Origin of the sequence: Paenibacillus sp. J53TS2 (assembly GCF_018403305.1) — a bacterium.
In the GTDB taxonomy this organism is placed as follows: Bacteria; Bacillota; Bacilli; order Paenibacillales; family Paenibacillaceae; genus Fontibacillus; species Fontibacillus rhizolycopersici.
Genome location: NZ_BOSK01000001.1, coordinates 881,279 through 905,704 on the forward strand (window position 1 = coordinate 881,279; position 24,426 = coordinate 905,704).

The 24,426-nt window shown below is 52.8% G+C and carries 23 protein-coding genes; 7 read left to right on the forward strand and 16 right to left on the reverse strand.

Annotated elements, in window-relative coordinates; translation table 11 throughout:
* Nucleotides 1-7 precede the first annotated feature (7 nt).
* Entirely contained in the window at nucleotides 8-463 is a 456-nt protein-coding gene (locus KJS42_RS04190; protein ID WP_213622023.1) for a GNAT family N-acetyltransferase, read from the forward strand.
* Nucleotides 464-468: 5 nt separating this feature from the next.
* On the opposite strand, the gene KJS42_RS04195 is transcribed toward KJS42_RS04190, so the two are convergent.
* The 9 genes from KJS42_RS04195 to KJS42_RS04235 form a co-directional block, all read right to left on the reverse strand.
* On the reverse strand, nucleotides 469-768 hold the full coding sequence (locus KJS42_RS04195; protein WP_155607527.1) for a hypothetical protein: 300 nt from the start codon (nucleotides 766-768) through the stop codon (nucleotides 469-471).
* Between the two features lie 209 nt (nucleotides 769-977).
* Nucleotides 978-1,937, reverse strand: a complete 960-nt coding sequence (locus KJS42_RS04200; RefSeq protein ID WP_155607528.1) for an ABC transporter permease — start codon at nucleotides 1,935-1,937, stop codon at nucleotides 978-980.
* Nucleotide 1,938: 1 nt separating this feature from the next.
* Nucleotides 1,939-3,012, reverse strand: coding sequence for an ABC transporter permease (locus tag KJS42_RS04205; RefSeq protein WP_155607529.1), 1,074 nt, complete (start codon nucleotides 3,010-3,012; stop codon nucleotides 1,939-1,941).
* Nucleotides 3,005-4,543 carry an ABC transporter ATP-binding protein gene (locus KJS42_RS04210; protein ID WP_155607530.1) on the reverse strand — a complete coding sequence of 513 codons (1,539 nt, stop codon included), beginning with the start codon at nucleotides 4,541-4,543 and terminating at the stop codon, nucleotides 3,005-3,007. Before KJS42_RS04210 ends, KJS42_RS04205 begins: the two co-directional genes overlap by 8 nt.
* A gap of 127 nt (nucleotides 4,544-4,670) precedes the next feature.
* Nucleotides 4,671-5,759, reverse strand: coding sequence for a BMP family lipoprotein (locus KJS42_RS04215; protein ID WP_193415417.1), 1,089 nt, complete (start codon nucleotides 5,757-5,759; stop codon nucleotides 4,671-4,673).
* A 516-nt stretch (nucleotides 5,760-6,275) separates the two neighbouring features.
* Nucleotides 6,276-6,635, reverse strand: coding sequence for a 50S ribosomal protein L20 (rplT, locus tag KJS42_RS04220; protein WP_193415418.1), 360 nt, complete (start codon nucleotides 6,633-6,635; stop codon nucleotides 6,276-6,278).
* Between the two features lie 43 nt (nucleotides 6,636-6,678).
* The gene (gene rpmI / locus KJS42_RS04225) at nucleotides 6,679-6,879 is read right to left on the reverse strand and encodes a 50S ribosomal protein L35 (protein ID WP_059046389.1); all 201 of its coding nucleotides are present in this window, start codon (nucleotides 6,877-6,879) and stop codon (nucleotides 6,679-6,681) included.
* Between the two features lie 87 nt (nucleotides 6,880-6,966).
* Nucleotides 6,967-7,461, reverse strand: a complete 495-nt coding sequence (infC, locus tag KJS42_RS04230; RefSeq protein WP_155607533.1) for a translation initiation factor IF-3 — start codon at nucleotides 7,459-7,461, stop codon at nucleotides 6,967-6,969.
* 445 nt (nucleotides 7,462-7,906) lie between these two features.
* Nucleotides 7,907-9,148, reverse strand: coding sequence for a glycosyltransferase family 2 protein (locus KJS42_RS04235; RefSeq protein WP_155607534.1), 1,242 nt, complete (start codon nucleotides 9,146-9,148; stop codon nucleotides 7,907-7,909).
* 612 nt (nucleotides 9,149-9,760) lie between these two features.
* Between KJS42_RS04235 and KJS42_RS04240 the strand changes: the two genes are divergently transcribed.
* Nucleotides 9,761-10,288, forward strand: coding sequence for a phosphatase PAP2 family protein (locus KJS42_RS04240; RefSeq protein WP_213622024.1), 528 nt, complete (start codon nucleotides 9,761-9,763; stop codon nucleotides 10,286-10,288).
* A 49-nt stretch (nucleotides 10,289-10,337) separates the two neighbouring features.
* The gene (locus tag KJS42_RS04245; protein ID WP_193415419.1) at nucleotides 10,338-11,477 is read left to right on the forward strand and encodes an MGDG synthase family glycosyltransferase; all 1,140 of its coding nucleotides are present in this window, start codon (nucleotides 10,338-10,340) and stop codon (nucleotides 11,475-11,477) included.
* 71 nt (nucleotides 11,478-11,548) lie between these two features.
* Here the strand turns inward: KJS42_RS04245 and trmB are convergent, their stop codons facing one another.
* Nucleotides 11,549-12,259: a tRNA (guanosine(46)-N7)-methyltransferase TrmB gene (trmB, locus tag KJS42_RS04250; RefSeq protein WP_155607537.1), complete on the reverse strand. Its 711-nt coding sequence runs from the start codon at nucleotides 12,257-12,259 to the stop codon at nucleotides 11,549-11,551.
* A 333-nt stretch (nucleotides 12,260-12,592) separates the two neighbouring features.
* On the opposite strand from trmB, the gene mnmL reads away from it, so the two are divergent.
* The 4 genes from mnmL (at nucleotide 12,593) to KJS42_RS04270 (ending at nucleotide 15,915) form a co-directional block, all read left to right on the forward strand.
* Nucleotides 12,593-13,546, forward strand: coding sequence for a tRNA modification radical SAM protein MnmL/YtqA (gene mnmL, locus KJS42_RS04255; RefSeq protein WP_213622025.1), 954 nt, complete (start codon nucleotides 12,593-12,595; stop codon nucleotides 13,544-13,546).
* A 6-nt stretch (nucleotides 13,547-13,552) separates the two neighbouring features.
* Nucleotides 13,553-14,134 carry a tRNA 5-(aminomethyl)-2-thiouridylate-methyltransferase MnmM gene (gene mnmM, locus KJS42_RS04260; protein WP_213622026.1) on the forward strand — a complete coding sequence of 194 codons (582 nt, stop codon included), beginning with the start codon at nucleotides 13,553-13,555 and terminating at the stop codon, nucleotides 14,132-14,134.
* Between the two features lie 30 nt (nucleotides 14,135-14,164).
* Nucleotides 14,165-14,563 (forward strand): VOC family protein, encoded by a 399-nt coding sequence (locus tag KJS42_RS04265; RefSeq protein WP_155607540.1) that lies wholly within the window; start codon nucleotides 14,165-14,167, stop codon nucleotides 14,561-14,563.
* Nucleotides 14,564-14,964: 401 nt separating this feature from the next.
* Nucleotides 14,965-15,915, forward strand: coding sequence for an alpha/beta hydrolase (locus KJS42_RS04270; protein WP_213622027.1), 951 nt, complete (start codon nucleotides 14,965-14,967; stop codon nucleotides 15,913-15,915).
* A gap of 77 nt (nucleotides 15,916-15,992) precedes the next feature.
* Here KJS42_RS04270 and KJS42_RS04275 read toward each other — a convergent pair whose 3' ends face one another.
* The 6 genes from KJS42_RS04275 to recQ form a co-directional block, all read right to left on the reverse strand.
* On the reverse strand, nucleotides 15,993-17,942 hold the full coding sequence (locus KJS42_RS04275; protein WP_213622028.1) for an FtsX-like permease family protein: 1,950 nt from the start codon (nucleotides 17,940-17,942) through the stop codon (nucleotides 15,993-15,995).
* On the reverse strand, nucleotides 17,917-18,687 hold the full coding sequence (locus KJS42_RS04280; RefSeq protein WP_155607543.1) for an ABC transporter ATP-binding protein: 771 nt from the start codon (nucleotides 18,685-18,687) through the stop codon (nucleotides 17,917-17,919). Before KJS42_RS04280 ends, KJS42_RS04275 begins: the two co-directional genes overlap by 26 nt.
* A 212-nt stretch (nucleotides 18,688-18,899) precedes the next feature.
* On the reverse strand, nucleotides 18,900-19,907 hold the full coding sequence (locus KJS42_RS04285) for a sensor histidine kinase (RefSeq protein WP_213622029.1): 1,008 nt from the start codon (nucleotides 19,905-19,907) through the stop codon (nucleotides 18,900-18,902).
* Nucleotides 19,904-20,620, reverse strand: a complete 717-nt coding sequence (locus tag KJS42_RS04290; protein WP_213622030.1) for a response regulator transcription factor — start codon at nucleotides 20,618-20,620, stop codon at nucleotides 19,904-19,906. Before KJS42_RS04290 ends, KJS42_RS04285 begins: the two co-directional genes overlap by 4 nt.
* Before the next feature lie 15 nt (nucleotides 20,621-20,635).
* Nucleotides 20,636-22,447, reverse strand: coding sequence for a B12-binding domain-containing radical SAM protein (locus tag KJS42_RS04295; protein ID WP_213622031.1), 1,812 nt, complete (start codon nucleotides 22,445-22,447; stop codon nucleotides 20,636-20,638).
* 12 nt (nucleotides 22,448-22,459) lie between these two features.
* Nucleotides 22,460-24,292, reverse strand: coding sequence for a DNA helicase RecQ (gene recQ / locus KJS42_RS04300; RefSeq protein WP_213622032.1), 1,833 nt, complete (start codon nucleotides 24,290-24,292; stop codon nucleotides 22,460-22,462).
* Between the last annotated feature and the right edge of the window lie 134 nt (nucleotides 24,293-24,426).

Below are 24,426 nucleotides of genomic sequence, written 5' to 3' on the forward strand. Positions count from 1 at the left end.
TTCGCGCATGATTCGATACAGAAGGCCGAAACAGGACGATCCCATCATCCACGATTTGATCCGCGGAGAGCTTGTCCCCTTCTCCCATCTGCCTCCACAGGACATCGAGGCCGTCTTCAAGGATATTCCGTTGCGTCTGTCGCGTGGCGTCTCGTTGGTGGCTTCCCCTACCTACGAAGCGGATCCGGTAGCTTTTATTCATTTTCTCATTCACGGCGATTTGTTATATATTGACATGATGGCGGTGGCGTCGGCTCATCAGCGGCAACGCCACGGTAAAACACTGATGGCGCATGCAGAAAATTTTGCCGTCTCCCGCGGTTGTCTGCGCGCAAAAGTAATGGTGGACCGGGACAACACCCGAGCCCACCTATTTTACCGTAAATTGGGGTACCGAACCCAGCGTTACGTCCCGCTATCCCAATGTTATGAGCTGGAAAAAAGGCTGCCCAACCGCAATTAGCCGTTTTACCAGAAATAGGGGTAAGGGTAGCCTCCGCCATAGGGGACGCCGCCACCATAGGGCACGCCACCGTACGGAACCCCGCCAAAGGCGTACGGAGCGGTGCCGATCGCCAGCAGATCGAACAAAACAAGCGGGATGATCGCTTTGGTTCTGACTTTTTTACCGGGGGCCTGGCGAACAATCAAACGATTGCCGCTGATTTTCACCAGTTTGCCCGTAACAACCGTACCGTCTTTTTTATAAGCCGCGATCGACTTGCCCAGCCATTTCTCGGCTTCTTTTCTCGTAACCGTTCTGCCCATCCTAATTCCTCCTGTCAGGTTAGATCGTATAGCCGCGAAAAACCGCTCTGGCCGAACCGTTTGAATCGGCTATTTTGTGTACACCCCTAACCTATTCACTCGTCCCTATCCTTGCTTACACCATCGCCTTGTCTTCCAACAATCGGGCTTCTCCCCCTAAATAAAACAAAAAAAAGGATGCTGCCCATGCAGCATCCTTTTGCTTCATTCTAACGTTTCCCCGGATCGTAAGGCGTACCTAACGCCGCCGGCGCTGAGGAACGTCCCACCGCTCCAACGAGGACGATAATCGTCAGTACGTAAGGGATCATGAAGATAAATTCCTGAGGAATACTTCTCGACCATTCAAACAACTGTACGTAGTTGCGAATCGCCTGCGAGAAACCAAAGAACATCGCCGCGCCGAAAGCGCCCAGCGGATTCCATTTGCCGAAGATCATCGCCGCGATGGCAATAAAGCCCTGGCCGGAAATCGTATTATGGGCAAACGTACTAGTTGTCGTCAGTGTGATCGTTGCGCCGCCGATGCCCCCGAGAATACCGCTGAGAAGCACCCCGATGTAGCGCATTTTCGTCACGTTCACGCCCAGCGTGTCCGCCGCGCTTGGATGCTCACCGACGGAACGAAGACGTAACCCGAACGGGGTCTTAAACAGAACAAAATAAATGACAACGACGAGAATCAATGCCAAATACGTCGTCGGATACGAGTTAAAGAAGCCCTCCCCGATAATCGGGATGTCGCGCAGAACCGGGATCGGGACTTTATGGAATACCGTAACGAGCGGCGTTTCGGCTGCCCCTTCAAACAGCAATTTGACGATGTATACGGTCAAACCCGCTGCCAAGAAGTTGATGACGATCCCGCTGATCGTCTGATCCGCCTTAAACGTGATCGTAGCAACAGCATGGATCAAAGCGCCAAGTGCCCCCATAACCATGGCTGCAATCACCCCGACCCACGGCGAGAAGGCGCCCATGCCCGCTTCCTGGGCATAATAAGTCCCCACGCCGGCGGCGAACGCGCCGAATATCATTAACCCTTCCAAGCCGATGTTAACGACGCCGGAACGCTCGGAGAAAATGCCGCCAAGCGCCGTAAAGATCAACGCCGTTGAGAACACGAGTGTGGAGTTCAGCAATTGACCAAGTAGTGTAAGTACGTCCATCTTACGACACCTTCTCTTTCTTGCGCTTCAGGTAAAACGGCTTCAGTACGATTCTTACGATGCCCTGAGCGGCAATGAAGAATATGATCGAGCCAATCACGATCTTGATCAACTCCGGAGGTACCCCGGCACTAAAGCTCATCCCGGCCGAGCCATAGGTCAGCACGCCGTACAGGATCGATCCAAGCACCACACCAAACGGATGGTTCATGCCGAGCAGCGCAACCGCGATGCCGTCAAATCCGTATCCTGGCGAGGCGGCGAAGACCGATTGATAATGGAACACGCCCAACACCTCGAAGGTGCCGGCCAGGCCAGCAAACACGCCGCTGATGAACATTGCTTTCACAATGTTGCGGCTGACGTTCATCCCGGCATATTCCGCCGCATTCGGGTTCAAACCGACGGAACGCATTTCGTAACCTTGCTTCGTTTTCCAAAGGTAAACAAAGAAGAATACCGCCGTCAGAAGAGCGATGATCGTTCCCCAGTGGATCCGGGCATTATTGAATACGTCGTTCAGGAAGGTCATCGAGGCCGATGCGGCGATGTCCTCGGAACGGTTTTGGCCCTTCAACAGGTAGAAATTGCGGATGACGTAATTCGATAAATACAACGCCGTCCAGTTCAGCATGATCGTTGTAATAACTTCATTGATGCCCCGTTTGGCCTTCAGGTAACCTGCAATGCCAGCCCAGAGTCCGCCGCCGATCCCCCCCGCAATCACTGCCAGAGGAACCAGGATGCCGGACGGCAGTCCCGAGAACGACAACGATACCGCCGTTGCCGCCGTCATCCCGATCAAGACCTGGCCGTCTGCACCGATGTTAAACATCCCGGAGCGGAATGCAAACGCAACTGCCAAACCGGTAAACATGAGCGGTGTAATTTGCCGGATCGTTTCACCGAAGTCATAGGGATTGCCTACAACCCGCTGCAAAAGTGCGCTATAGGCGACGATCGGATTGTATCCCCCGATCAGCATAACCACTGCGCCAACCAACAAACCAAGCACGATGGCAACCAGCGGAAGAATGACGCTGTCTAATGTAAATATTTTTCGCAATTTATCCAACGCTTTGACCTCCCCGTTCCAGGCTTCCCGCCATCATTAGGCCAAGCTCTTGATCGTTGGTTTCCTGTGGTAGCACTTCACCGACGATCCGTCCTTCATAAATGACGGCGATCCGATCGGACACGTTCATAATTTCATCCAGCTCGAAGGAGATCAGCAATACCGCTTTGCCTTGGTCTCGCTGCGCAATCAGTTGCTTATGAACGAATTCGATAGCCCCAACGTCTAGTCCCCGCGTTGGCTGGGCAGCGATTAACAGATCCGGGTTCTTATCTATTTCCCGCGCAATAATCGCCTTCTGTTGATTCCCCCCGGACAGCGAACGCGCCTTCGTTTCCACGCTTGGCGTACGCACGTCAAACGCCTCGACTAACTGCTTGGCATGCTCGTCGATCGCCCGCTGGTTCAACAGGCCGCCCTTGCTGTACGGCGCTTGGTAATACGTCTCCAGCACCATATTCTCGCTAACGGAGAAATCGAGCACCAAACCATGCTTGTGCCGGTCCTCAGGGATGTGCGACAAACCGCTCTCGATGATCTTTCGCGCCGGCAAATTCGTAATTTCCTTACCTGATAGCTGGATCGACCCGGATTCGATTTTGCGCAGCCCCGTGATCGCTTCGATCAATTCGCTTTGCCCGTTACCGTCAACCCCGGCGATACCAACGATTTCTCCGGCACGCACCTCTAGATTGAGTCCGTTCAGCACATGGAGGCCATGCTTGTCCTTGGCTTTCAAATCGCTTAGCTTCAAGACAGGTTGTCCGATTTGAGGTTCTTGTTTATCCACTTTGAAGGAGACGCCACGGCCAACCATTTTCTCAGCCAGCTCTTGCGGGTTCGTCTGATTCGTCTCTACGGTATCGATCACTTTGCCGCGGCGAATAATCGTAACTCGATCCGAAATCTCCATGATTTCCTTCAGCTTGTGGGTAATCAAAATGATGGATTTGCCTTCCGCCACCAACCGTCTCATGATGGCCATCAGTTCCTCGATTTCTTGAGGCGTGAGCACGGCGGTCGGCTCGTCAAATATAAGGATATCCGCGCCGCGGAACAGAATTTTCATAATCTCGACCCGCTGCTGCATCCCGACGGAAATATCGTGGATTTTCGAGTTGGGGTCCACTTGAAGACCATACTGCTCCGACAATTTCGCCACCTGGGCGGACGCCGATTTATAGTCGATATTAAGTCCCTTTTTCGGTTCCATGCCAAGAATGATATTCTCGGTAACCGTAAAAGGCTGTACTAGCTTGAAATGCTGGTGAACCATACCGATGCCTAGCTTGATTGCCTTGTTCGGATTGTCGATTGTCACCGGTTGGCCGTCCATCTCAATCGAGCCTTCATCCGGCTGATAGAGGCCAAACAAAATGTTCATCAACGTTGATTTGCCCGCACCGTTCTCGCCGAGCAGGGCATGAATTTCGCCCTTTCGTAAGGTTAGGCTGATGGAGTCGTTGGCGACTACACCGGGAAAACGTTTTGTGATTTGCTTCAACTCGACTACGGGAGCTTCAGCGCTCATGAAACCACCCTCACCATTATGGGATTAACGCAAGCAACAAGGCCAGTTGATCCACTGGCCTTGCCTGCTTGAATGACTCTATTATATTCTACTGTCCATACGGACGTAAACGTGTCCGCTTGCTTTCTTACTCGGCAGGTACCGTAACTTCGCCGTTAACGATTTTTTGCTTGAATTCTTCCACTTTGTCCAAGATTTCTTGGCTCACGTTTGGATTCTTTTCAGGCAAGCCTACGCCGTCTTCTTTCAGCGTCAGGTTTGTTACTTGACCGCCTTTGAACGTACCGTCGATTACTTGTTGAGTTACGTTTTTAACGGCAACGTCAACGCGTTTCATCATCGAAGTCAATGTCACTTCATCGCCGAATTCAAGCGATTGGTCTTTGTCGACGCCGATAACCCACAATTTGTTAGCGCCGCCGGCTTGGTTGCGCGCAGTTGCTTCGTTAAATACGCCGTTCCCCGTTTGACCAGCAGCTGGGAAAATGATGTCGGCGCCATCGTTGAACAATTGGCTAGCCAAAGACTTACCAACGTCTGGTTTGTCATAAGCACCAGCATAGGTAACCGTAACTTTTGCGTCCGGGTTAACCGCAGCTACGCCTGCTTGGAAACCAACTTCAAAGCGTTTAATAACCGGGCTTTCCATCCCACCGATGAAGCCGATTTTATTTGTTTTTGTCGTCAGACCAGCTACCACGCCGACCAGGAAAGAACCTTCATTTTCGGCAAAAGTAACGGACTCTACGTTTGGAGCGTCAACAACGTTGTCGATGATCGCCATTTTCACATTCGGATTCGCGTCAGCAACTTGTTTCGTTGCATCGCCCAAGTCGAAACCGATCGACCAAGTCAAGTCGTAACCGCCTTGCACAAATTGAGTCAGGTTAGGAACGTAGTCGGAGCTTTGGGAACTTTGCAGATATTTGTTCTGGATCCCTTGTTCCTTGTTCATGGCTACGAGTGCTTCCCATGCGGATTGGTTGAAGGATTTGTCGTTTACGCCGCCTACGTCGGTTACGAGACCGATCTTAAACTTCGATGCATCGGTAGCCGTGTTTCCGCCGTTACCCGCTTGCGTGTTGTCGGTCGTGTTGCCGGCATTTCCGGTATTGGCGTTTCCACCGTTGTTCGCTGCATTGTTGTTGCCGCATCCCGCCAAAACGAGAGTAAATGCGAGCACCATGAGTAAAGATAGCTTGAAGGCTTTGTTCATTGCGGTTAATCCCCCTTAATATTTTGTGAGCCTTGTCTAAGTTGACCACACAGACCGATTATACCTGTAAAATATGCTAAAATCCATACTTTTAATAACCTTGGGTTAAATAATTTTCGTCTTTATTTTGAATAAAACGCTTACTTTCGACAAATTTATCATTCAATGTTCGCTTCATGTAAAGTAATTCCGTAAACACTGCTATTCACGAACATTCAAGAGAGATCCCAACGAAAATATCGGCATTTTCCCAAGATCACATGGATATCCGGATATGTCGTGCGGCTTAGATATAGCATTCCTAATTTCCCACATTTCCATGCCTCATTAGCCGAACTTCTGGAAATGTCCAACAGCTCCGTTTGATTCATCCCCACGAATTTCCAGTGAAAATCGATTCTGAAAGCATCTTTGGCCGAATCCGCTGACTTCGCTTATGTATCCGGGTTACCCCGGCATCCCCAAAAAAAGCGCCGTCCCGGAATCAACCGGAAACAGCGCCTTAATCATTTGAACTTAAGCGTTGATTTTTTCTTTAGCTACGGCAGCCAAAGAATTGAAAGCATTCAGATCGTTAACCGCGAGGTCAGCCAGCATTTTGCGGTTGATGTTCACTTCAGCAAGCTTCAGACCATGCATCATTTTGCTGTAGGACAAACCGTTCATACGAGCTGCTGCATTGATCCGGACGATCCACAGTCTGCGGAAGTCGCGTTTTTTCGTGCGACGATCCCGGTATGCGTACAGCAAGGATTTCATTACTTGCTCGTTAGCAGTTTTGAAAATACGGTGTTTCGAACCAAAATAACCTTTAGCCAGCTTCAATACTTTTTTATGACGACGACGAACGACGAATCCGCCTTTAACTCTTGCCATTTAAAAAACCTCCCAAAAAGTTGTGTTAATTGTTTCTCGGTAATTACTTCAAGTTTGCCAATTGTTGCTTCATGCGGCTCACGTCACCTGCGTAAGCAACAGGGCTGTTGGCCAAAACACGTTTTGCACGTTTCGACTTATGGGACAGCAAGTGATTGCGGTTCGCTTTGTAGCGTCTTACTTTACCGGATCCGGTAATTTTGAAGCGGCCTTTCAGGCTACTGTGGGTTTTCATTTTAGGCATTGTACTTCCCCCTCAAAGGATTATGAACGTAAGCTTTCTCTTCCGAGTCATTCCGCAAACGAAACGATCATATATAGAAGCAAACGCTTAGTTTTTCGGTGCCAAAATCATGATCATGCTGCGCCCTTCCAGCTTCGGAAGGCGTTCAATGGTAGAGATTTCCGCGACCTCTTCTTTGACGCGGTCGAGAATTTTCTTCCCGATGTCGGCGTGGGTAATTTCCCGTCCGCGGAAGCGAACCGAGCATTTTACCTTGTCGCCTTCTTTCAAAAATTTGATCACATTGCGAAGTTTCGTCTGGTAGTCGTGTTCCTCGATGTTCGCGCGGAACCATACTTCCTTGATGTCCACAATCTTCTGATTCTTGCGAGCTTCCTTCTCTTTCTTCTGCTGCTCGTAACGGAACTTGCCATAGTCCATAATCCGGCATACCGGCGGCTTGGCAGTCGGCGCAACGTTCACCAAATCCAGATTCAGGTCGATCGCCATCTGCAGCGCTTCGCGCAACGGCGTAATCCCGATTTGTTCACCTTCGGCACCCACCAGACGGACCTCTTTCGCACGAATCTCATCATTGATCAAATGTTCCTTACTGATAATTCTCCACCTCCAAATGGTCTTAAGTAATGACTTGGACCGGTACTCACACACATAAAAAGGATGCAGGTCCTCACCCGCATCCCTCATTGATCGTCGTTAGTCTTCATGAACATTCCATTCATAAATCAACGGATCAAGACCAGCCAACACGAACGTCGGTCAGGTGAGAAGCCGGGGCCTCTGCTTGCAATCCAATAACTTTCTTGCAACCTCAAATACTATATCATGTGCCATGCGCCAAGTCAAGGGTACCTTTCAAATCAAAAGTTAAAAACCGGCTTTTCAGCACCGAGAAGGTTGGATGAAGCAGGGACCGAGTAGCGCAGCGTAGGTGAGCCTACGTGAGCACACGGAGGGCCCGGCTGAATTCAAGATTCGACGCCGAGCCCGCTTCGTTAGCTTATACTTCGTGATCAAAAGCTGGTTTTTAACTTACCTTGTTGCTTTGGACTTCTTCTAAGCGAACAACGCGCGTATGCTGCGTATGACTCCATTGCTTGTTGTTTTGCGTGAAGAACGCGTAGAACGTGATCGGCCACCAGGAAATCAAGTAAATCGGGAACAGGATCAGGTAAGCATACACCTTCTTGGACTTTACCTTCTCAAGGAACATCGCCATCAGGAAAATAAAGACATTCGCGACGATCGCCACGTAGGACACCCACATCGGCAGGTAGCCGTACAGCGTATCGAAGTGCGGTCCGCGAAGCAGCGACTGGTCAACCCAGATGAATGCCGTCAGCAGGAACGTCAGCAGCACGATGTATACGTTAGCGCCGTAGAGCGCCATGTCCAGCTTCACCATGCTCCGCTCTTTAATACTCTTCCAGAGCAGCGGGAAGAAGTAACGGCGAGCAACGGTGAAGTGTCCTTGCATCCAGCGAAGGCGCTGGCGAGCCGACGCTTTAAACGTCAACGGCTTCTCGTCAAACAGCTTGGCGTCATAGTTAAATACCGGGTACACACCGCGTTCGACGCAGCGCATGGTGAACTCCAGGTCTTCGACTAGGCTGGTCGCGCCCCAGCCGATTTCCTTGAGCAACTCAGTTTCGAAGCACATCCCCGTGCCCCCGAGGAAATTTGCCATCTTCAGGTTTGTTCGGGACAGCTGCCACAGACGGTTGCAATACCAGTAGGAAATCCCGTAAGAAGCGGTAATCCATGAATCCTCCGGATTCTTCGTGTCGATGTAGCCTTGAATCACCCGGGCGCCAGAGCAAAGATCGTTATTCATTTCACGCAAGAAATCCGGATGAGCCAGGTTGTCGGCGTCGAACATGACGACCGCGTCATATTGGCGCGGCATTTTCCACAATTGCTTCAGCATCCATTCGATGGCGTAGCCTTTCCCGCGCAAATTCGGATTGCTGCGCACGCAAGCGTTCATGCCGTGGCTCCGGACGATGCTCGCGGTATTATCGGTGCAGTTATCGCAAATGACAAACACGTCGTATAATTCTTTCGGATAGTTAAGCTGCTTCAAATTCTCCATCAACGCCCCGACTACTCTTTCCTCGTTATGCGCCGCGACCAACACGGCAAAGGATTTGCTCGGTGCGTGTTGAACTTTGTTTTTCTTCCTGTACATGCCAAATAAAGCCAAACCAAATTGATACACCCCTACCACTGCAAGCACAACCTGCAGCGAGATCAAGATGACATCTAACATGATTTCTTGCCCCCTTTTTCTCCGATGATTTGTTTTTTTATTTACTTCGGAGTTTTTTTGTTGTTTATGACCCTTTCATTCTTCTTGCGTTTTCTCACTGATACGATTACCGGCTCTTTTTTTAAACCATTACGATTTTCCATGAGTTGACTGCTTTTGTCAAAACCACTATGACCCCGTCGTCGCTCAAATACCTCGAAGTCCGGCAATTTTGGCATACGGGACCACCGCATCCTGCTTTCAGGTACGGTTACATCTTATTTTCATCACTTTTGGCATTTTTTATTTCTAATTTCTTCTTTTTTTTAACGACCCGGCTGACGACGCATTGGCATTACATCTACATAAACGTGATAACCCAGCAAAAAGTTTACAATTCTGCACCCTTTTTTTTAAACTTATTTGCTATGATTTGAATCATTGTACAGGGGCAAGGGACGGAAAGTCAAAAAAGAGCACGGCCTGCAACCCAAAAAACGTCCTTGAAAAGGCCATGGATTAAAAATATGATAAGTCTAACTTGAAAATGCCATGCTATTTGAAACGGGCAGCCCTTGGACAGGCAGTTCTCGGGCGGTAAGAATGCGGTCAAACATCGTGCGGAGGGATTTCATGATTCGTTTATTCCATAAGCTTCAACAACTCGACCAGCAGCTCTTTGTAGGGATCAACGGCCGCTTGCATCGCGGCTTCCTGAATTTTTGGCTGTACCACTTAACCCATTTAGGTGGAGCCTGGTTTACCATTCTCTCATCCTTGTTCATTTGGTTGGCCGCTCCGCAGCCGTGGAGCCGAATCGGCTTGCAATCCTGCGTTGCGCTTGCAATTAGTCATCTTCCGGTAGCGCTGGTGAAAAAGACCTATCCGCGTCTCCGGCCCTACTTAACGCTGCCAGGCACGAACACTTTCCGAAATCCGCTGACGGACCACTCGTTTCCATCCGGTCATACAACAGCGATTTTTTCCGTCACCGTGCCGTTTATGGCGGCTGCTCCTGGACTCATATTGGTGCTTTTACCGGTGGCTCTGCTCGTCGCGGTATCGCGTATTTATTTAGGTCTGCATTATCCATCGGACACCCTGGCAGGAGCCGTGATTGGCTCCTCCGTAGCGCTCGGAACGGTTGCAATATGGGCTTAAAGGGGATATTGTAGACAGTAGGAAAACCTTGCAGGAAAAGGTGAAACCAGTGCAAAAACAGAGAGTCTTGCTTTTATCCGAGGGGTTTGGAGCCGGTCATACACAAGCGGCCTACGCGCTCTCCAGCAGTTTACGAAAGATCGCGCCAAACGTGCAGACGAAAGTCCTAGAGCTTGGCAGTTTTTTAAACCCTAGAGTGGCGCCGATCATCATTACCGCTTACAAAAAAACGGTGTCCTCGCAACCTCGGCTTATCCGTATGATGTATCGCAGTAACTATAAAAAGTCTTTGAACCGATTGACGACGCTGGCTCTTCATCGGATTTTTTATACGCGTACGATTCAAATCATCCGTCAGCTTCATCCTGACGTCATCGTCTGTACCCATCCGATTCCCAGCGCGGTCATCTCACGTCTGAAGCGGCTGGGCATGCTGGACGTCCCGCTTTGCACCGTGATTACCGATTACGATGTACACGGCGCCTGGGTCAGCCGAGAAGTGAATTGTTTCCTCGTCTCTACCGATCAAGTGCAGAGGAAATTGTTGGAGCGCGGTGTAGACAAGAACAAAATTCTAATTACCGGCATTCCGGTCCACCCCAACTTCTGGGAGCGCCACCACAAGGAGGATATCCGGCTGCAGTTCGGCTTGAAGGATATGCCTACGGTACTCGTCATGGGTGGGGGCTGGGGTTTTATGAAGGATGAGGCGGTTAATTCGCTACTCGCTTTGTACCGAGAGCAAATCCAGATCATCTTCTGTTTTGGCAGCAATGAGAAGTCGCTGGAGAAGATGAAGAAGGACCCCCGGTTCATACATCCGAATATTCACCTGCTTGGGTTCACAAAGGAAATCGACAAGCTGATGGAAGTTTCCGACTTGCTGATAACCAAACCCGGCGGCATGACCTGCTCCGAAGGGCTGGCCAAAGGCATCCCCATGTTGTTTCACAAGCCCCTTCCCGGACAGGAAGAGGAAAATTCACATTATTTTACGCAACAGGGATGGGGAACCCCTATCAATTCGTTGGACGACATTACCAATTGGGTCAAACGGTTGACCGAACAGTACGACGATGTCGTTCGCAAGCGGGAAGAGGTCTTGAATCATATTGCCCTATTCCGGCCGATGCAGAGTGCCCAAGCTATTATCGATCTTCTTGCAAATACGAATTTCATCCGAAAATAACCGGCCTGAAGGAACGGCCAGTCGCAAAAAAAGCGGAGCTAAGGATATCCATCCTGCTCCGCTTTTGTTCGCTATTCAAACATCTCCATCTTCCGCTCCTGGTACCGCCGCACTGCCGCTTCGCCGACCATGACCTCGCAGCGGTAAATCGGCATCCCTTGTCCAACGAATTTGCTCTCATACTCCGTCATGACATGGGCCTCGTTGATCCCGCCTTCATGCAAGCTGAGCGAGATGTCATTCATCTGCAGTCCCACAGCAGCGAAGGCATTCAGCGAGAATTCAAACAGCACGCGCGAATCCGTCTTAAAGTGAATTTCGCCGTTCTCATTCAGAAGCTGGCGGTACTTGTCCAGAAAACGCGGATGGGTCAGCCGCCGACGCCAATGCTTCTTCTTCGGCCAAGGATCGCTGAAATTCAAATAAATGCGTTCCACTTCCCCCGGCGCAAAAAACTCTTCGATCATCTCGATGTTGCCGAGCGCCAGACGAACGGTTTCCGGCTCCTTCGCTCCCTGCTCATCCCACTTCGCACGAACCTTCTCGCTAGCCCGTCGGATCAGCTCGTCGTACATATCCATACCGATGAAATTCACGTCCGGATATTTCACGCTCATGCCGCTGATGAACTGGCCTTTGCCCATGCCAAGCTCGATGTGGATCGGCCGACCGTTACCGAACACCTCCGCCCAACGCCCTTTATATTCCCGAGGATTCAGGACAACCAGCTCCTGCTGTTGTTCCAAATTTTCCCGTATTCCTTTTCTACCGCGTAAACGCATGTTATTCCTCCGCTTTCTTGTTATCCATTCCTTGCAATATTGTGCCGAAGATCGCCGAAAATGTAAAGCGCGCAATGAAAAAGGAACCAACCGTTCGCCGGGGAGACGAGACGAGTGATTCCTTTTTCGATATATTTTGGAATTGGGGTCCAACGAATTTGATACTTTCAAAATAACATATTCCGAAACCTGCCGCAAGGAATCAGGCAAGCACACTTCCCCTTTTTGCGCGAAATTTGATACAATGAATCCAGTGGAAGCGGCGTACGGACGCGGCTTTCGCCGTTGTATAAATATGCATAAATTATTTTGTGACAAAATGAAGGAGCCGCAATGAGTACACTGATGACGGACACTCCTACTTGGTGGGGAGACAAAAGATTTCATACATGGAATACCGAGATGCGACGCGAGTTCGGGGACAAAGTATTTAAGGTCATGCTGGATGCCGGATTCACTTGTCCCAACCGGGACGGTTCGATCGCAAAAGGGGGCTGCACGTTCTGCAGCGCCCGGGGATCGGGCGACTTCGCCGGGAGCCGCAGAGACGATCTGGTCACACAATTTGCCACGATCCGCGACCGGCAGCATCAGAAATGGCCGCATGCCAAATATATCGGGTACTTCCAGGCCTATACGAATACTTATGCGCCGGTGGAGGTCCTTCGTGAATATTACGAGGCGATCCTTGAGCAACCGGGGGTCGTCGGCTTATCCATCGCCACGCGGCCGGATTGCCTGCCCGACGATGTCGTCGATTATTTGGCCGAGCTCAATGAGCGGACCTACCTTTGGGTGGAGATGGGCCTTCAAACGATCCACGAATCGACGTCTATGCTGATCAACCGGGCGCATGATACGCAGTGCTACCTCGATGCGGTGGAGAAGCTGCGCAAACGAGGCATTCGCGTCTGCACGCATATCATTTACGGACTGCCACAGGAAACGCACGAAATGATGCTGGAAACCGGCCGCGCTGTAGCGAACATGGATGTGCAGGGGATCAAGATCCATCTGCTCCATCTGATGCGCAAAACGCCGATGGTCAAGCAATATGAGGCGGGGTTGCTGCGATTTCTGGAACAGGACGAATACATCAAGCTGATCGTGGATACGCTGGAATTTCTACCGCCAGAAATGATTGTCCACCGGCTAACCGGGGATGCTCCACGCGACCTGCTGGTCGGACCGATGTGGAGTCTTAAGAAATGGGAAGTGCTGAACGCCATCGACGCCGAGCTGAAGCACCGCGATTCCTGGCAAGGCAAGTATTGGAGAGGACGCTGATAGGCTATGGGCTTTCTCTCCGTATTAAGCTTCGCACATAAACTGGCGAGCGAACGGCTTGCGCCTGGTGACGCCGCGGTCGACGCCACGGCGGGCACGGGCGCGGACACCCTGTTCCTGGCCAAGGCCTGCGGACCGAAGGGGCGGGTATTCGCTTTCGATATCCAGCCGCAGGCGCTGGCGCTCACGCAGGCCAGGCTGGACAAGGAGCCGGCGGACTCCATCGCCGCCGTGTCCCTGCTCCAGGCCAGCCACGCGGACATGGCGGCCGTGCTGCCGTCCGACGTACACGGCCGATTGGGCGCCGTCATGTTTAACCTCGGCTATCTTCCTGCCGAGGGCGCCGATCCAGCGCTGATCACGCTGCCGGACAGCACGCTGCCGGCCCTGGAGGCCGGCCTCGCCCTGCTGCGGCCGCGCGGGATCCTGACCGCCGTTCTCTACCCCGGCCATCCCGGAGGTGACGCCGAAGCGGCGGCAGTAGAAGCATGGGCGGCGCTACTCCCTGCTTCCGCCGGGCAAGCAATTCTCTACCGACAGCCGCAAAGGTCGGCTGCGCCGTATTTGATCGCTGTCGAGAAGAAATAACAAACCATCAATCAATTGGGGGTCATCGATTTGGGGATTCGCAAAATTGAGCATATCGGAATCCGCGTTTCGGCGCTGGAGGATTCCATTGAATTTTATGAACGAATTATCGGCATGAAGCTGCTATCCACGATTGGCGAGGTGGGTGAATCGCTGCGTTTGGCCTTCCTGACCTTTCCGGGGCAGGAGTCGGTCGAAGTGGAACTCGTATATATTCGTGAAGGCGAAGATTTGCCGAATGAAGGCAAAGTCAATCACATCGCCTTTACGGCCAGCGATATTGAGGAGGAGTATGACCGTATTTCCGCTCTGGGCCTGTCGGGACTCGATCCGGAAATTCGCAGTTTGCCCAACGGCTGCCGTTTCTTCTTCTTTAACGGCCCCGATGGCGAGCGGATCGAATTGTTCCAACCGGCGTTCCTAGCTTGATCTCCTCTATTAGTGCATGTTCAAAAAATTAGGAAACATGCATCGGAAGCATAAGCTTGGGACCGGCTGAATTCAAGATTCGATGTCGAATCCACTTCACATGCTCTGCTTCGTCATGGAAAGATGACTTATTGAACAACCTCTTACAGAATTGCATGTTCAAAAAGTCAGGTTTTCAGGACCGAGAAGGTTGGATGAAGCTAGGGAGTGAGTAGCGGAGCGTACGTTTTGGGTACGTGAGCAACTGAAATGTTTCCGTAGGAAACATGCATCGGAAGCATAAGCTTGGGACCGGCTGAATTCAAGATTCGATGTCGAATCCACTTCACATGCTCTGCTTCGTCATGGAAAGATGACTTATTGAACAACCTTTATTAAAATCAAGGAAAGAAGGGCTGTGCGTGGAAGAGCATACGTTTACCTTCGACAATGACACCGGCCATCCTGTCTTCGTGTACCGCTGGAGTTCTGACGATTCCGAGGCGCCGCTGCGGGGCGTGCTGCAAATCGCTCACGGCATGGCGGAGACCGCCAAGCGCTACGAACGTCTGGCGCGGGTGCTGACCGCCCATGGCTTCATCGTGTACGCGAACGACCACCGTGGCCACGGCCGCACCGCCGGGAGTCCGGAGGAACTGGGCTGGCCGGGCAAGCAAGGTTTTACCGGCATGGCGGAGGATATCACCGGGCTCTCCGCCATCATCCGCCGGGAGCACCCGGACCTGCCTCTGTTTCTGCTCGGTCACAGCATGGGCTCCTTCTTGACTCAGAAGGTCATGTACCGAACGCCTGAGCCTTACGCCGGATTTATTCTCTCGGGGACGAACGGTCCTCGAGGCCTACTTGGCATCGGCCGTACCTTGGCCCGAGTCCAAGCCCTGCTGCAAGGCGACAGCCATCCCAGCCTGCTGATGAACGCGGTGACTTTCGGCAGCTTTAATCGGAACTTCCTTCCGGCGCGAACGCCGTTCGATTGGCTTTCCCGAGACGATGAGGAGGTCGATAAATACATAGCGGACCCGCACTGCGGCTTCTTGTGCAGTGCCGGCTTCTTTTACGGGTTCTTTGGCCTCTTGCAGGAGATCCACCGCCCGGAGAAGATGCGCTCCATCCCCAAGGAGAAGCCCATCTATATCTTCGGAGGCGATCTGGATCCGGTCGGCCGGAACGGCGACGGAATACGGCGACTGGCCGAGTTATACGACCGACTGGGTCTCAAAGAAGTCTCGGTCAAGCTGTACCCCGGCGGTCGCCACGAAATGCTGAATGAAGTCAACCGCGACGAAGTGATGTCGGATGTGCTGGGTTGGCTGGAGAGCCACATGCCATTGGCGGCATCCCCCGCAAAATAAACTATAAAGCGAGCATGCAAACCGGAGCCTCCCTTACGGAGAGGATACCGACAGCAAGCTCGCTTTTTGATTGTACATTATACCATTACGCGTTTTAATTGCACCACATAACGCGAGCGAACTACGACATAATACAGTAGCTGCGCCGCCAGGAAAGCACCGGTGGCCGTCAGTACCGGAACCGTGACATCCCCTAGCAGGAATCTAGCCCCTAACAAAGACAGGACAACCATCGTCTGAATCCCTGAGATGACCACCGGGATGAAGAAGAGCAAGGCGATTTGCAGGCTGGAGGAATAACGCATTTCACGGTCTCCCAGCCCGACCTTCGACAACGAATGGTACATCCGCCGGTCCTGGTTCAATTCGCTGTACAGCTTGAAATACAGGAAGCTGGCAGAGGACACTGAGAAAATGGCGGCGATGAAAATCCCAACAAAGCTCAGCATCGAGAGCTGTTCTCGAGTTTCCGCGTAGGATCGGCCACGCGAGCTCATATAATTATCGGTCACCTTGTTTTCAAGGCGATTCATCATTCCATGAAACAGCCTCTTCCCGATGACGATCTCCGGATCTTGGAGACGAGGCGCCCCTTTGTGCTGCCAACTTGGAACGTAAATCTCGATATCACGGTACAGACGATTCTGATTTTCTTCCGTTAAGCCGTTCTTGAGTTCCGTAAAATCAGCGTCGGACAACACGACAACCGAGGTGTAGCTATTGGAGCCGATTAACGGAACCTCATTGGGCAACAGCTCGAGCTCCATGGGCTCCTCCAAAATCGAAAGAGTTAACGGGATGGTTTTCCCCTTCATCATACGCTCTGCGGCGGATCCTTCCATGGCATGCGCGACGGATTGCCCTTTGCCGATCTCGGGCAACATCTCCTTGCCTAACAACGCTGCGGCTTTGTTATATTCCGAACGCGAATAAACTTTCACATAGGATTCCATTGTACCGAGGTAACCCGAGAACGATTCCTGCTCGATGGTTTCATAACGAATCCCTTGTTCAGACAGCTGTTGATCGATCCAGGCCACATCCGCTTCCACGAATTCTTCTTCATAGATGCCGTACGAGAAGGCAAATGGATCCCCCTCGTATATCCGTTCATTTTGGGCCTGGGCTGCCAGTATGACGCCAACGCTCATGCACGCCAGCGAGATGGCGACGGTAACCATAAACAACATCCGCGCATTATCTTTGATTTTATAGGCCATTTCGGACACCCAAAGCAAACGAGTTCCGCGCCACAACAGGCGGCGACTGCGTCTTAGTAGTCGAATGAGCGCCACCGTCACTTGGGTATAGAAAAAGTAGGTCCCCCAGATCCCCGTTGCAGCCGCCATCATCACTTTGGGGAAGTCCAGGCCTTCGCCGCCCTTCAGGAGCAGCACCGCGCTCGCCAGCAGCGCGACGCCAAGCAGCGCCAGCACCCAGGAAACGCGCGGTTCCGTCTTCGGCTTGCTGCTTCCGCCAAGCAGTTCAATAACCTGATTTTTCCGGAAGAAAACCAGCGTAAAAACCGACAACACGGCAAACAAGACCAGAAACGCGATCGCCGTGAACCCCATCGCCTTCCAAGGCATGTAGAAGGGCAGCCGGTTCATCCCCGTCACCTTCACGCTCAGCAGCAGGAATAGCTTGGAAAGCAGCAGCCCCCCGGCCAAGCCCGCAACGATGGAACCTATGCCAATGATCAGGTTTTCGAGAAACACAAGCCGGTTGATCGAGCCGGTGGTCGCCCCCAGCAGTGACAGCACACCAAACTCCTTACTGCGCGCCTTCAAGAAACTGCCGATTGAAAATAACACGAACAGAATAGAAAACACGAAAATGATATATTCCGCGACCTCCATCCCGATACTCGTCATCCGTCCCATTTCGCTCTGGGCTATACCCGGGTGAAAAATGAACATCGCATAAGTAAAAAAGATCATGACCATAAAAGCGCTGCTCAGGAAATAAGCGAAGTAAGCCCGAGCATTACGTCTGACATTGTTAAACGCGAATTGAAGAAAGTTCATGCGCGTTCCCTCCCAAATACGACAGCATATCGATGATCTTTTGGAAAAAAGCCTGCCTGCTGTCGCCCCGGTGAATTTCGTTTGTCAGTCTGCCGTCCTTGATAAACACGACCCGATCGCAATAGCTCGCTGCCAGCGGATCATGGCTGACCAGCATCATCGTGGTGCCTTCGGTACGGTTCAAGGTCTCCAGCAACTCCATGACGTTGCGGGACGCATTCGAATCGAGTGAGCCCGTTGGTTCGTCAGCCAGCAGCAACGACGGCGAGGAGATCATCGCCCGTGCAATCGCGGCTCGCTGCCGCTGACCCCCAGAGATTTCGTAGGTTCGTTTGCCTAGAATGTCCGTAATCCCCAACCGATGTGCGATGGCTTGCAGCTTCTGCTCCATTTCCCGGAAAGGACGGGAATCCAGCGTTAAGGGAAGGACGATATTTTCCGCAACGGTGAGCGTATCCAGCAGATTGAAATCCTGGAACACGAACCCCAGCTCGCGTCGGCGAAAGGCGGCAAGCTCCTTCCGTTTCAAGCCATGCGGATTTTTCCCGTTGATTCGCACCTCTCCCGAGCTGGGCGAATCAATGGTCGAGACCAGATTGAGCAGCGTCGTTTTCCCGCTGCCGGAGGGTCCCATGATTCCGACGAATTCGCCTTTCTCAATCGTCAGCTCTATGTCCTGCAGCGCTCGCGTCGCAATTTTTCCCGGGTATACCTTGTTTAATCCCTGGACCTTGAGTATTTCCATTTGTATCTAATCCCCTTTCGCGGAGCCTTCGGCAAGCTCGTCTTGCGTTGTTGCCGCGGCCCGGGTGGTTATGGTTATACTCTAACCTATCGCCGGGATGCCAGCCATCGATGGATCTTAATCCAATCTTAAATGTCTGTAAGGTTATGTTCGGGCAAAAAAAACAGCGGTTCGCTGACCTTGAAGAAACCGATCAACGTTACCCCTGTGCTCTATAACGGTCGCTGTCGCTCAAACAGCAGGCTTATAGTCGTTCCTTGTCCCGGCGTGGACGCAAGCTCTACGCGATGCCCCAGACGGCTGCACACCTCATGGACCAAATAGAGGCCCATCCCAGTCGATTCGCTGTACTGCCGCCCGCGTTGTCCCGTGTAGTAAGGTTCGAAGACGCGGCGGATATCTTCTTTCAGAATGCCGATACCGTAATCGCGAACATCGAGCACCGTCTTTTTGCCGCGAGTGTATGCGGTAAACTCTACCTTCTCCCCCACTCCGGCGGAATAATTTACCGCGTTCGTGATCAATTGGCCGAGCACAAACGTCAGCCACTTCTTGTCGGTATACACCTCAAGCTCCTCAGCGATGCGAATGTCCGGGTACACTCCCTTACGGATAAACAGCTTGCGGTGGTCGGCAACGGCCTCATTCACCACATCCAAAAGCCGAACCGGTGCCACGTGAAAATCATGCTCGAATTGTTCCAGCCGAGAGGTGTACAATGCCATCTCCAGCCCTTTACGCAATCGGTCAAGCTCCTCCTGAATGCTGTCGAGCACGGATTCCGGTAGCGTCTCTTTCTCGCGTTCATTCTCCAGCGTGAGCTGAATGACCGAGATCGGCGTCTTCATCTGGTGAACCCAACGGCCCGAAAACGCTAATTGCTGCTCGCGTTGCTTGCCGTAGCGATAGAGTTCTGACTCGTATAACCGGTACCCCGATTCGAGCAGTTCATGCAAAGCCAGAGCAAGCGGGGTATCCCCCGCCGGCTGCAGCAACTCCTCCAGTGTCTGCGGCGGCTCCATCATCCGCCGGTACACCTCCCGGTTGCTAACGTACCGGTAGATCAAGTAAAGCAGCAGCAACGTAAAGCTTAGCAGGAGGGCATAACCGGCAATTTCGGCCTGGCGGGTCCCGGCCAACCAGTATAGGAAAGGAACCAGCAGAATCTGCGGCACGAGAAACAGCAGCAGCGGGACATGCTCCTTCCAAAACAGCCTCATTCCGAAATCACCCCGGCTTCGGCATGTCCATTCGCTTGAAACAGATACCCTGCCCCGCGTACCGTCTCCACCGCTTCCTCCATGCCTAACTCCTTCAGCTTTTTGCGGATGCGGGTTACATATACGTTTAACGTGTTATCGTCGATAAAATGATGGCCCTGCCACATCAGATCCAGCAGCTTCTCGCGACTGACGACCCGGCCCGCCTTTTGCAGGAGCGCTTCCAAGAGCACCGCTTCCTTCTGCGTCAGCAGCACGTTCGTTTTTCCATTCGTCACGGTAAACCGTTCAGGGTAAAGGATCAGCCCCGCCGCACTTACGGTCCGCTCTTCCTGTTTGGCGGAATAATCGCCATAAGCTCGCCGCAAGTGGCTGCGGATCTTAGCCATGACGACCTCGTAGGAAAATGGCTTGGTGATGTAGTCGTCAGCACCGTTATCGAGCGCCATAACCTGATCCATCCCGCTGTCGCGCGCCGACAGGAACAGGATCGGGCAGGTGGACAAGCCACGGATTTGACGGCACCAGTAAAAGCCGTCGAACTTCGGCAGGTTGACGTCCAACAGCACCATATCGGCGGCAGATTCCCGAAACTCGTCCAGCACCCGACCGAAGTCGTTCACACGAAACGCGCGGTAACCATATTTCTCGATATGCCCGGATAACATCCCGGCCATTTTGGCGTCGTCTTCGACGATCAGGATCGTAAACATCCTTCAGTCCACTCCTCACTTGGCCAGGGTACGATGCCCCGGGGACCAGGCACTTAAAGGCGCTTGGAAGAACACCGGTTGCTCATCCGGCTCCTGCTGGTAGAGAACGACCAACAGCGTTCCTTGCGGCGTCCCTTCTGCGGTTCCCAGCCCGGAAGAATTCTCCGCGTCTCCCCTGGTCAGCACATCGCTCAGCGAGAACGGCAGTTCCTCCATGCAGGCGTATTTCTGCAAGTCGCGTTCGTCCAGGCCGTATGCCGCGAATCGTTCGGACAAGGCGCCCGGCGTCTCGGCCAGCGCCCGGAAATAATCGCTGCGCCGGTCTTTGTCCATCCGGTCTTCCCACCATATTTTCCGCGGCTTGTACTTATGTCCCAGCAGGTAGTCGAGCTTCATCAACCCCAACACCACCTCCGGTTCTTTCAAGGCGCGTTGGCCTAAAAATTCATGAAGCCGGGTGAACAAGTCCTCCAATTGATGACCGATGCGCTGCCAGCCTTGTTCCTCCCAATAATCGCCGAACCCTTGGAAGAAGTCGAACGGCGAGTCAAATTCATGGGTGACCAGGTATTCCAGCGTATGGTCCATCCGGTGCGCATTCCAATATTTCTCCAGCACATCCTCTAGCCGCTTCAGCCGGATCACGTCCGTAAATGGAAGCACATCGTTACCCAGGATTTCATAAGGCGCGTGGTCCATAAAAACGTAGTTGTATTTGGCGGCGTCGTTTCGCAGTCCGGTCCCGCGCAGCATCTTCAGGAAGCCGAGCTGTAGCTCCTCGGGACGCATGGCGAACACGTCGTTAAACGTCTTGCGGAACGTAGCGTAATCCTCTTCCGGCAGTCCGGCGATCAAGTCGAGATGCTGGTCGATTTTGCCGCTCTCCTTGATTTTGGTCACGGTCCGGGTTAACTTGGTGAAATTCTGGCGGCGCTTCACCAGCTCGTTGGTCGGATCATTCGTCGACTGCACGCCGATCTCGAACCGGAAGATGCCGGGCGGCGCGTTCTCCGCCAAATAGTCCAATACCTCCGGCCGCATGATATCCGCCGTGATCTCGAACTGGAATACGCAGCCCTGATGGTTATTAATGAGAAATTCGAACATCTCCATCGCATAGCTGCGGTTGATGTTAAAGGTACGGTCAAGGAATTTAATGATCTTCGCGCCATGCTCGATCAGATAAAGAATGTCCGCCTTCACCCGTTCAATATCGTAATACCGCACCCCCACCTCGATGCTCGAGAGGCAAAACTGGCAACTGAACGGGCAGCCGCGGCTTGTCTCGAAGTAGACGATCCGTTTGCCAAGGTTCGGGATATCCTCGGGGAACCGATGCGGCGAAGGCAGCGTGTTCAAATCGGACTTGGGCCGGCCTGGATTCAAAACGATCTCTTCCCCTTTGCGGTAGGCTGCGCCAAAAACGAAGTGGAACTTTCGTTCTCCGGACAGCTCTTGCAGCAGATGGTGGAACGTCTCCTCGCCATCCCCCATCACGATAAAGTCGACCTCCGGGGCGCGTTCCATCCAATATTCCGTGTCATAGCTGACCTCGGGTCCGCCCAATACGATCTTCACTTCCGGCAGCACTTTTTTGAGTAATGCGACTAGCTTGATCGTCTCCTCGATGTTCCAGATGTAGCAGGAGAAGCCAATCACATCGGGTTTGCGGCCAAACAAGTCCGCTACGACGTTCATGACCGGGTCCTTGATCGTGTATTCCGCCAAATCAATGTCGAACTCGTTGCCGCTGTAGGCCTTAAGCAGCCGGATGGCCAGCGAGGTATGGATAAATTTTGCGTTAAGCGTCGCCAATATGACTTTCACAAGTTCACAACCCTATTCCATATTTTGAAAAAACTCCAGAAACGGCTTTCCATATTTGCGGTACTTCACTTCACCGACCCCTTTAATTCTCAGCATATCCGCTTCGTGGGTCGGACAGACGACACTCATCTCGCGCAGCGTCGCATCGTTGAAAATAATGTAGGATGGCACATGCTCTTTCTCGGCCAAATCCCGGCGGATCAGGCGCAGTTGCTCGAACACCGTCTCGTTGACGGCAGACGGACCTTCGTCGTACCCACGGCGCCGTGAACCGGAAGACGATTTGGATGGAGCCGCGGGCTCCGGGGCGCGCATCATGACTTGATGGCGACTCTTCAACACCTCAACCGCCAGCGGTTGCAACCGTACGACCGGGTACTGCCCTTCCGACAAAGCTAAATAGCCTTCCGCAATAAATACGTTGATCAGCTCGGAGATCTCCTTCTCCGTGCGCGTGCGTAGCATCCCGTATGTAGGCAACGCATCAAAGCCATACTGCAACACTTTCTTGTTCTGCGAGCCCTTCAGTACGGAAGCGACAAGCGAAACCCCAAATCGTTCTCGCATCCGGTGAATGCAGGAGAAGACGATTTGCGCGTCGCGAGTCATGTCGACGAGTTCCCGTTCGTCCCGGCAGGAGCTGCAGATACCGCAAGGCTTATGGTCGTGGGCTTCGCCGAAGTAATCCAGCATCGCCCAGCGCAGGCAGCTAGTTTGGTAGCAATATTCGATCATCTGCTGCAGCTTGCGGTATTCGTTGCGTTTGCGATCCCCTTCTTGGGGATTTTGCTCGATCAGGAATTTCTGCGTCATGATGTCCTGCGGACTGAACAGCAGGATACATTCGCTGGGCTCGCCGTCCCGGCCTGCCCGACCGGCTTCCTGTACGTAAGCTTCCATGTTCTTCGGCATATTGTAGTGGATGACATAACGAACGTTCGATTTGTCGATCCCCATCCCGAAAGCGTTCGTTGCGACCATCACGCGAATGTCGTCAAAGAGAAAAGCCTCCTGGCTCTCCTCCCGCTCCTTATCGGACAAGCCGGCATGGTAACGGCCGGCAGGGATCCCGGCGCGGCGCAGCCGTTCGTACAAGTCGTCGACCTCCTTGCGGGTCGCGGCATAAACGATGCCAGGCTGGTGGGCATGCGTATTCGTGTAATTCAGGACGAATTCGCGCTTGTTCTCGCCGCGCAGCACAGACATCGCCAGATTATCCCGGCCGAGGCCGGTGACGAATACGGCCGGATCCGCAAGACGAAGCAGGCGGACCATGTCGTCCATGACTTCCGGCGTTGCCGTGGCCGTAAAGGCGGCCAAAATCGGACGTTGCGGCAGCGACTCGACAAACGGGGAGACCGCCAGATAGCTTGTCCGGAAGTCATGGCCCCACTGCGAGACGCAGTGCGCCTCGTCGACGGCAACGCAAGAGATGGTCAACCCGCTCATTTCCTCGCGGAACCAGTCCAGCTCCAGTCGTTCCGGGGCCACATACAGCAGCTTGATCTCGCCGCGGCGAGCCGCCCGGATGCGGTCGTTCACTTCCTTGCCCGACAACGTACTGTTGATGTAGGCCGCAGAGACGCCCATCGCCGTGAGCGCATCCACCTGGTCCTTCATCAACGAGATCAACGGCGACACGACCAACGTTAGACCTGGCAGCATCAAGGCCGGGATCTGGTAGCAGATCGATTTCCCGCCGCCCGTTGGCATGATGCCCAAGGTATCCGCACCGGTCAGTACGCTCTCGACGATCCGCCGCTGCCCTTCGCGGAAATCGGGATACCCGTAATATTTCTGCAGCAGCTGCTGCGCATGTTCCATTGTCAGTACATCCGTGCTCATTTTACCATTTCTCCTAACTTCCCATTAGGCCGTCGTCCTCCCGGATTCCGGGACAGACCGGCTTTATGCACTCTTAAGTTTACCGGGGTTTAGGGAAATGGGCAACCGCTGCAGCGGGTACATAAACTTTTCCA

Coding starts and splice junctions, on each gene's coding strand:
- KJS42_RS04190 (WP_213622023.1), top strand. CDS start 8: ATGATTCGATACAGAAGGCCGAAACAGGACGATCCCATCATCCACGAT.
- KJS42_RS04195 (WP_155607527.1), bottom strand. CDS start 768: ATGGGCAGAACGGTTACGAGAAAAGAAGCCGAGAAATGGCTGGGCAAG.
- KJS42_RS04200 (WP_155607528.1), bottom strand. CDS start 1,937: ATGGACGTACTTACACTACTTGGTCAATTGCTGAACTCCACACTCGTG.
- KJS42_RS04210 (WP_155607530.1), bottom strand. CDS start 4,543: ATGAGCGCTGAAGCTCCCGTAGTCGAGTTGAAGCAAATCACAAAACGT.
- KJS42_RS04215 (WP_193415417.1), bottom strand. CDS start 5,759: ATGAACAAAGCCTTCAAGCTATCTTTACTCATGGTGCTCGCATTTACT.
- rplT (WP_193415418.1), bottom strand. CDS start 6,635: ATGGCAAGAGTTAAAGGCGGATTCGTCGTTCGTCGTCGTCATAAAAAA.
- rpmI (WP_059046389.1), bottom strand. CDS start 6,879: ATGCCTAAAATGAAAACCCACAGTAGCCTGAAAGGCCGCTTCAAAATT.
- KJS42_RS04235 (WP_155607534.1), bottom strand. CDS start 9,148: ATGTTAGATGTCATCTTGATCTCGCTGCAGGTTGTGCTTGCAGTGGTA.
- KJS42_RS04240 (WP_213622024.1), top strand. CDS start 9,761: ATGATTCGTTTATTCCATAAGCTTCAACAACTCGACCAGCAGCTCTTT.
- trmB (WP_155607537.1), bottom strand. CDS start 12,259: ATGCGTTTACGCGGTAGAAAAGGAATACGGGAAAATTTGGAACAACAG.
- mnmL (WP_213622025.1), top strand. CDS start 12,593: ATGAGTACACTGATGACGGACACTCCTACTTGGTGGGGAGACAAAAGA.
- mnmM (WP_213622026.1), top strand. CDS start 13,553: ATGGGCTTTCTCTCCGTATTAAGCTTCGCACATAAACTGGCGAGCGAA.
- KJS42_RS04275 (WP_213622028.1), bottom strand. CDS start 17,942: ATGAACTTTCTTCAATTCGCGTTTAACAATGTCAGACGTAATGCTCGG.
- KJS42_RS04280 (WP_155607543.1), bottom strand. CDS start 18,687: ATGGAAATACTCAAGGTCCAGGGATTAAACAAGGTATACCCGGGAAAA.
- KJS42_RS04285 (WP_213622029.1), bottom strand. CDS start 19,907: ATGAGGCTGTTTTGGAAGGAGCATGTCCCGCTGCTGCTGTTTCTCGTG.
- KJS42_RS04290 (WP_213622030.1), bottom strand. CDS start 20,620: ATGTTTACGATCCTGATCGTCGAAGACGACGCCAAAATGGCCGGGATG.
- recQ (WP_213622032.1), bottom strand. CDS start 24,292: ATGAGCACGGATGTACTGACAATGGAACATGCGCAGCAGCTGCTGCAG.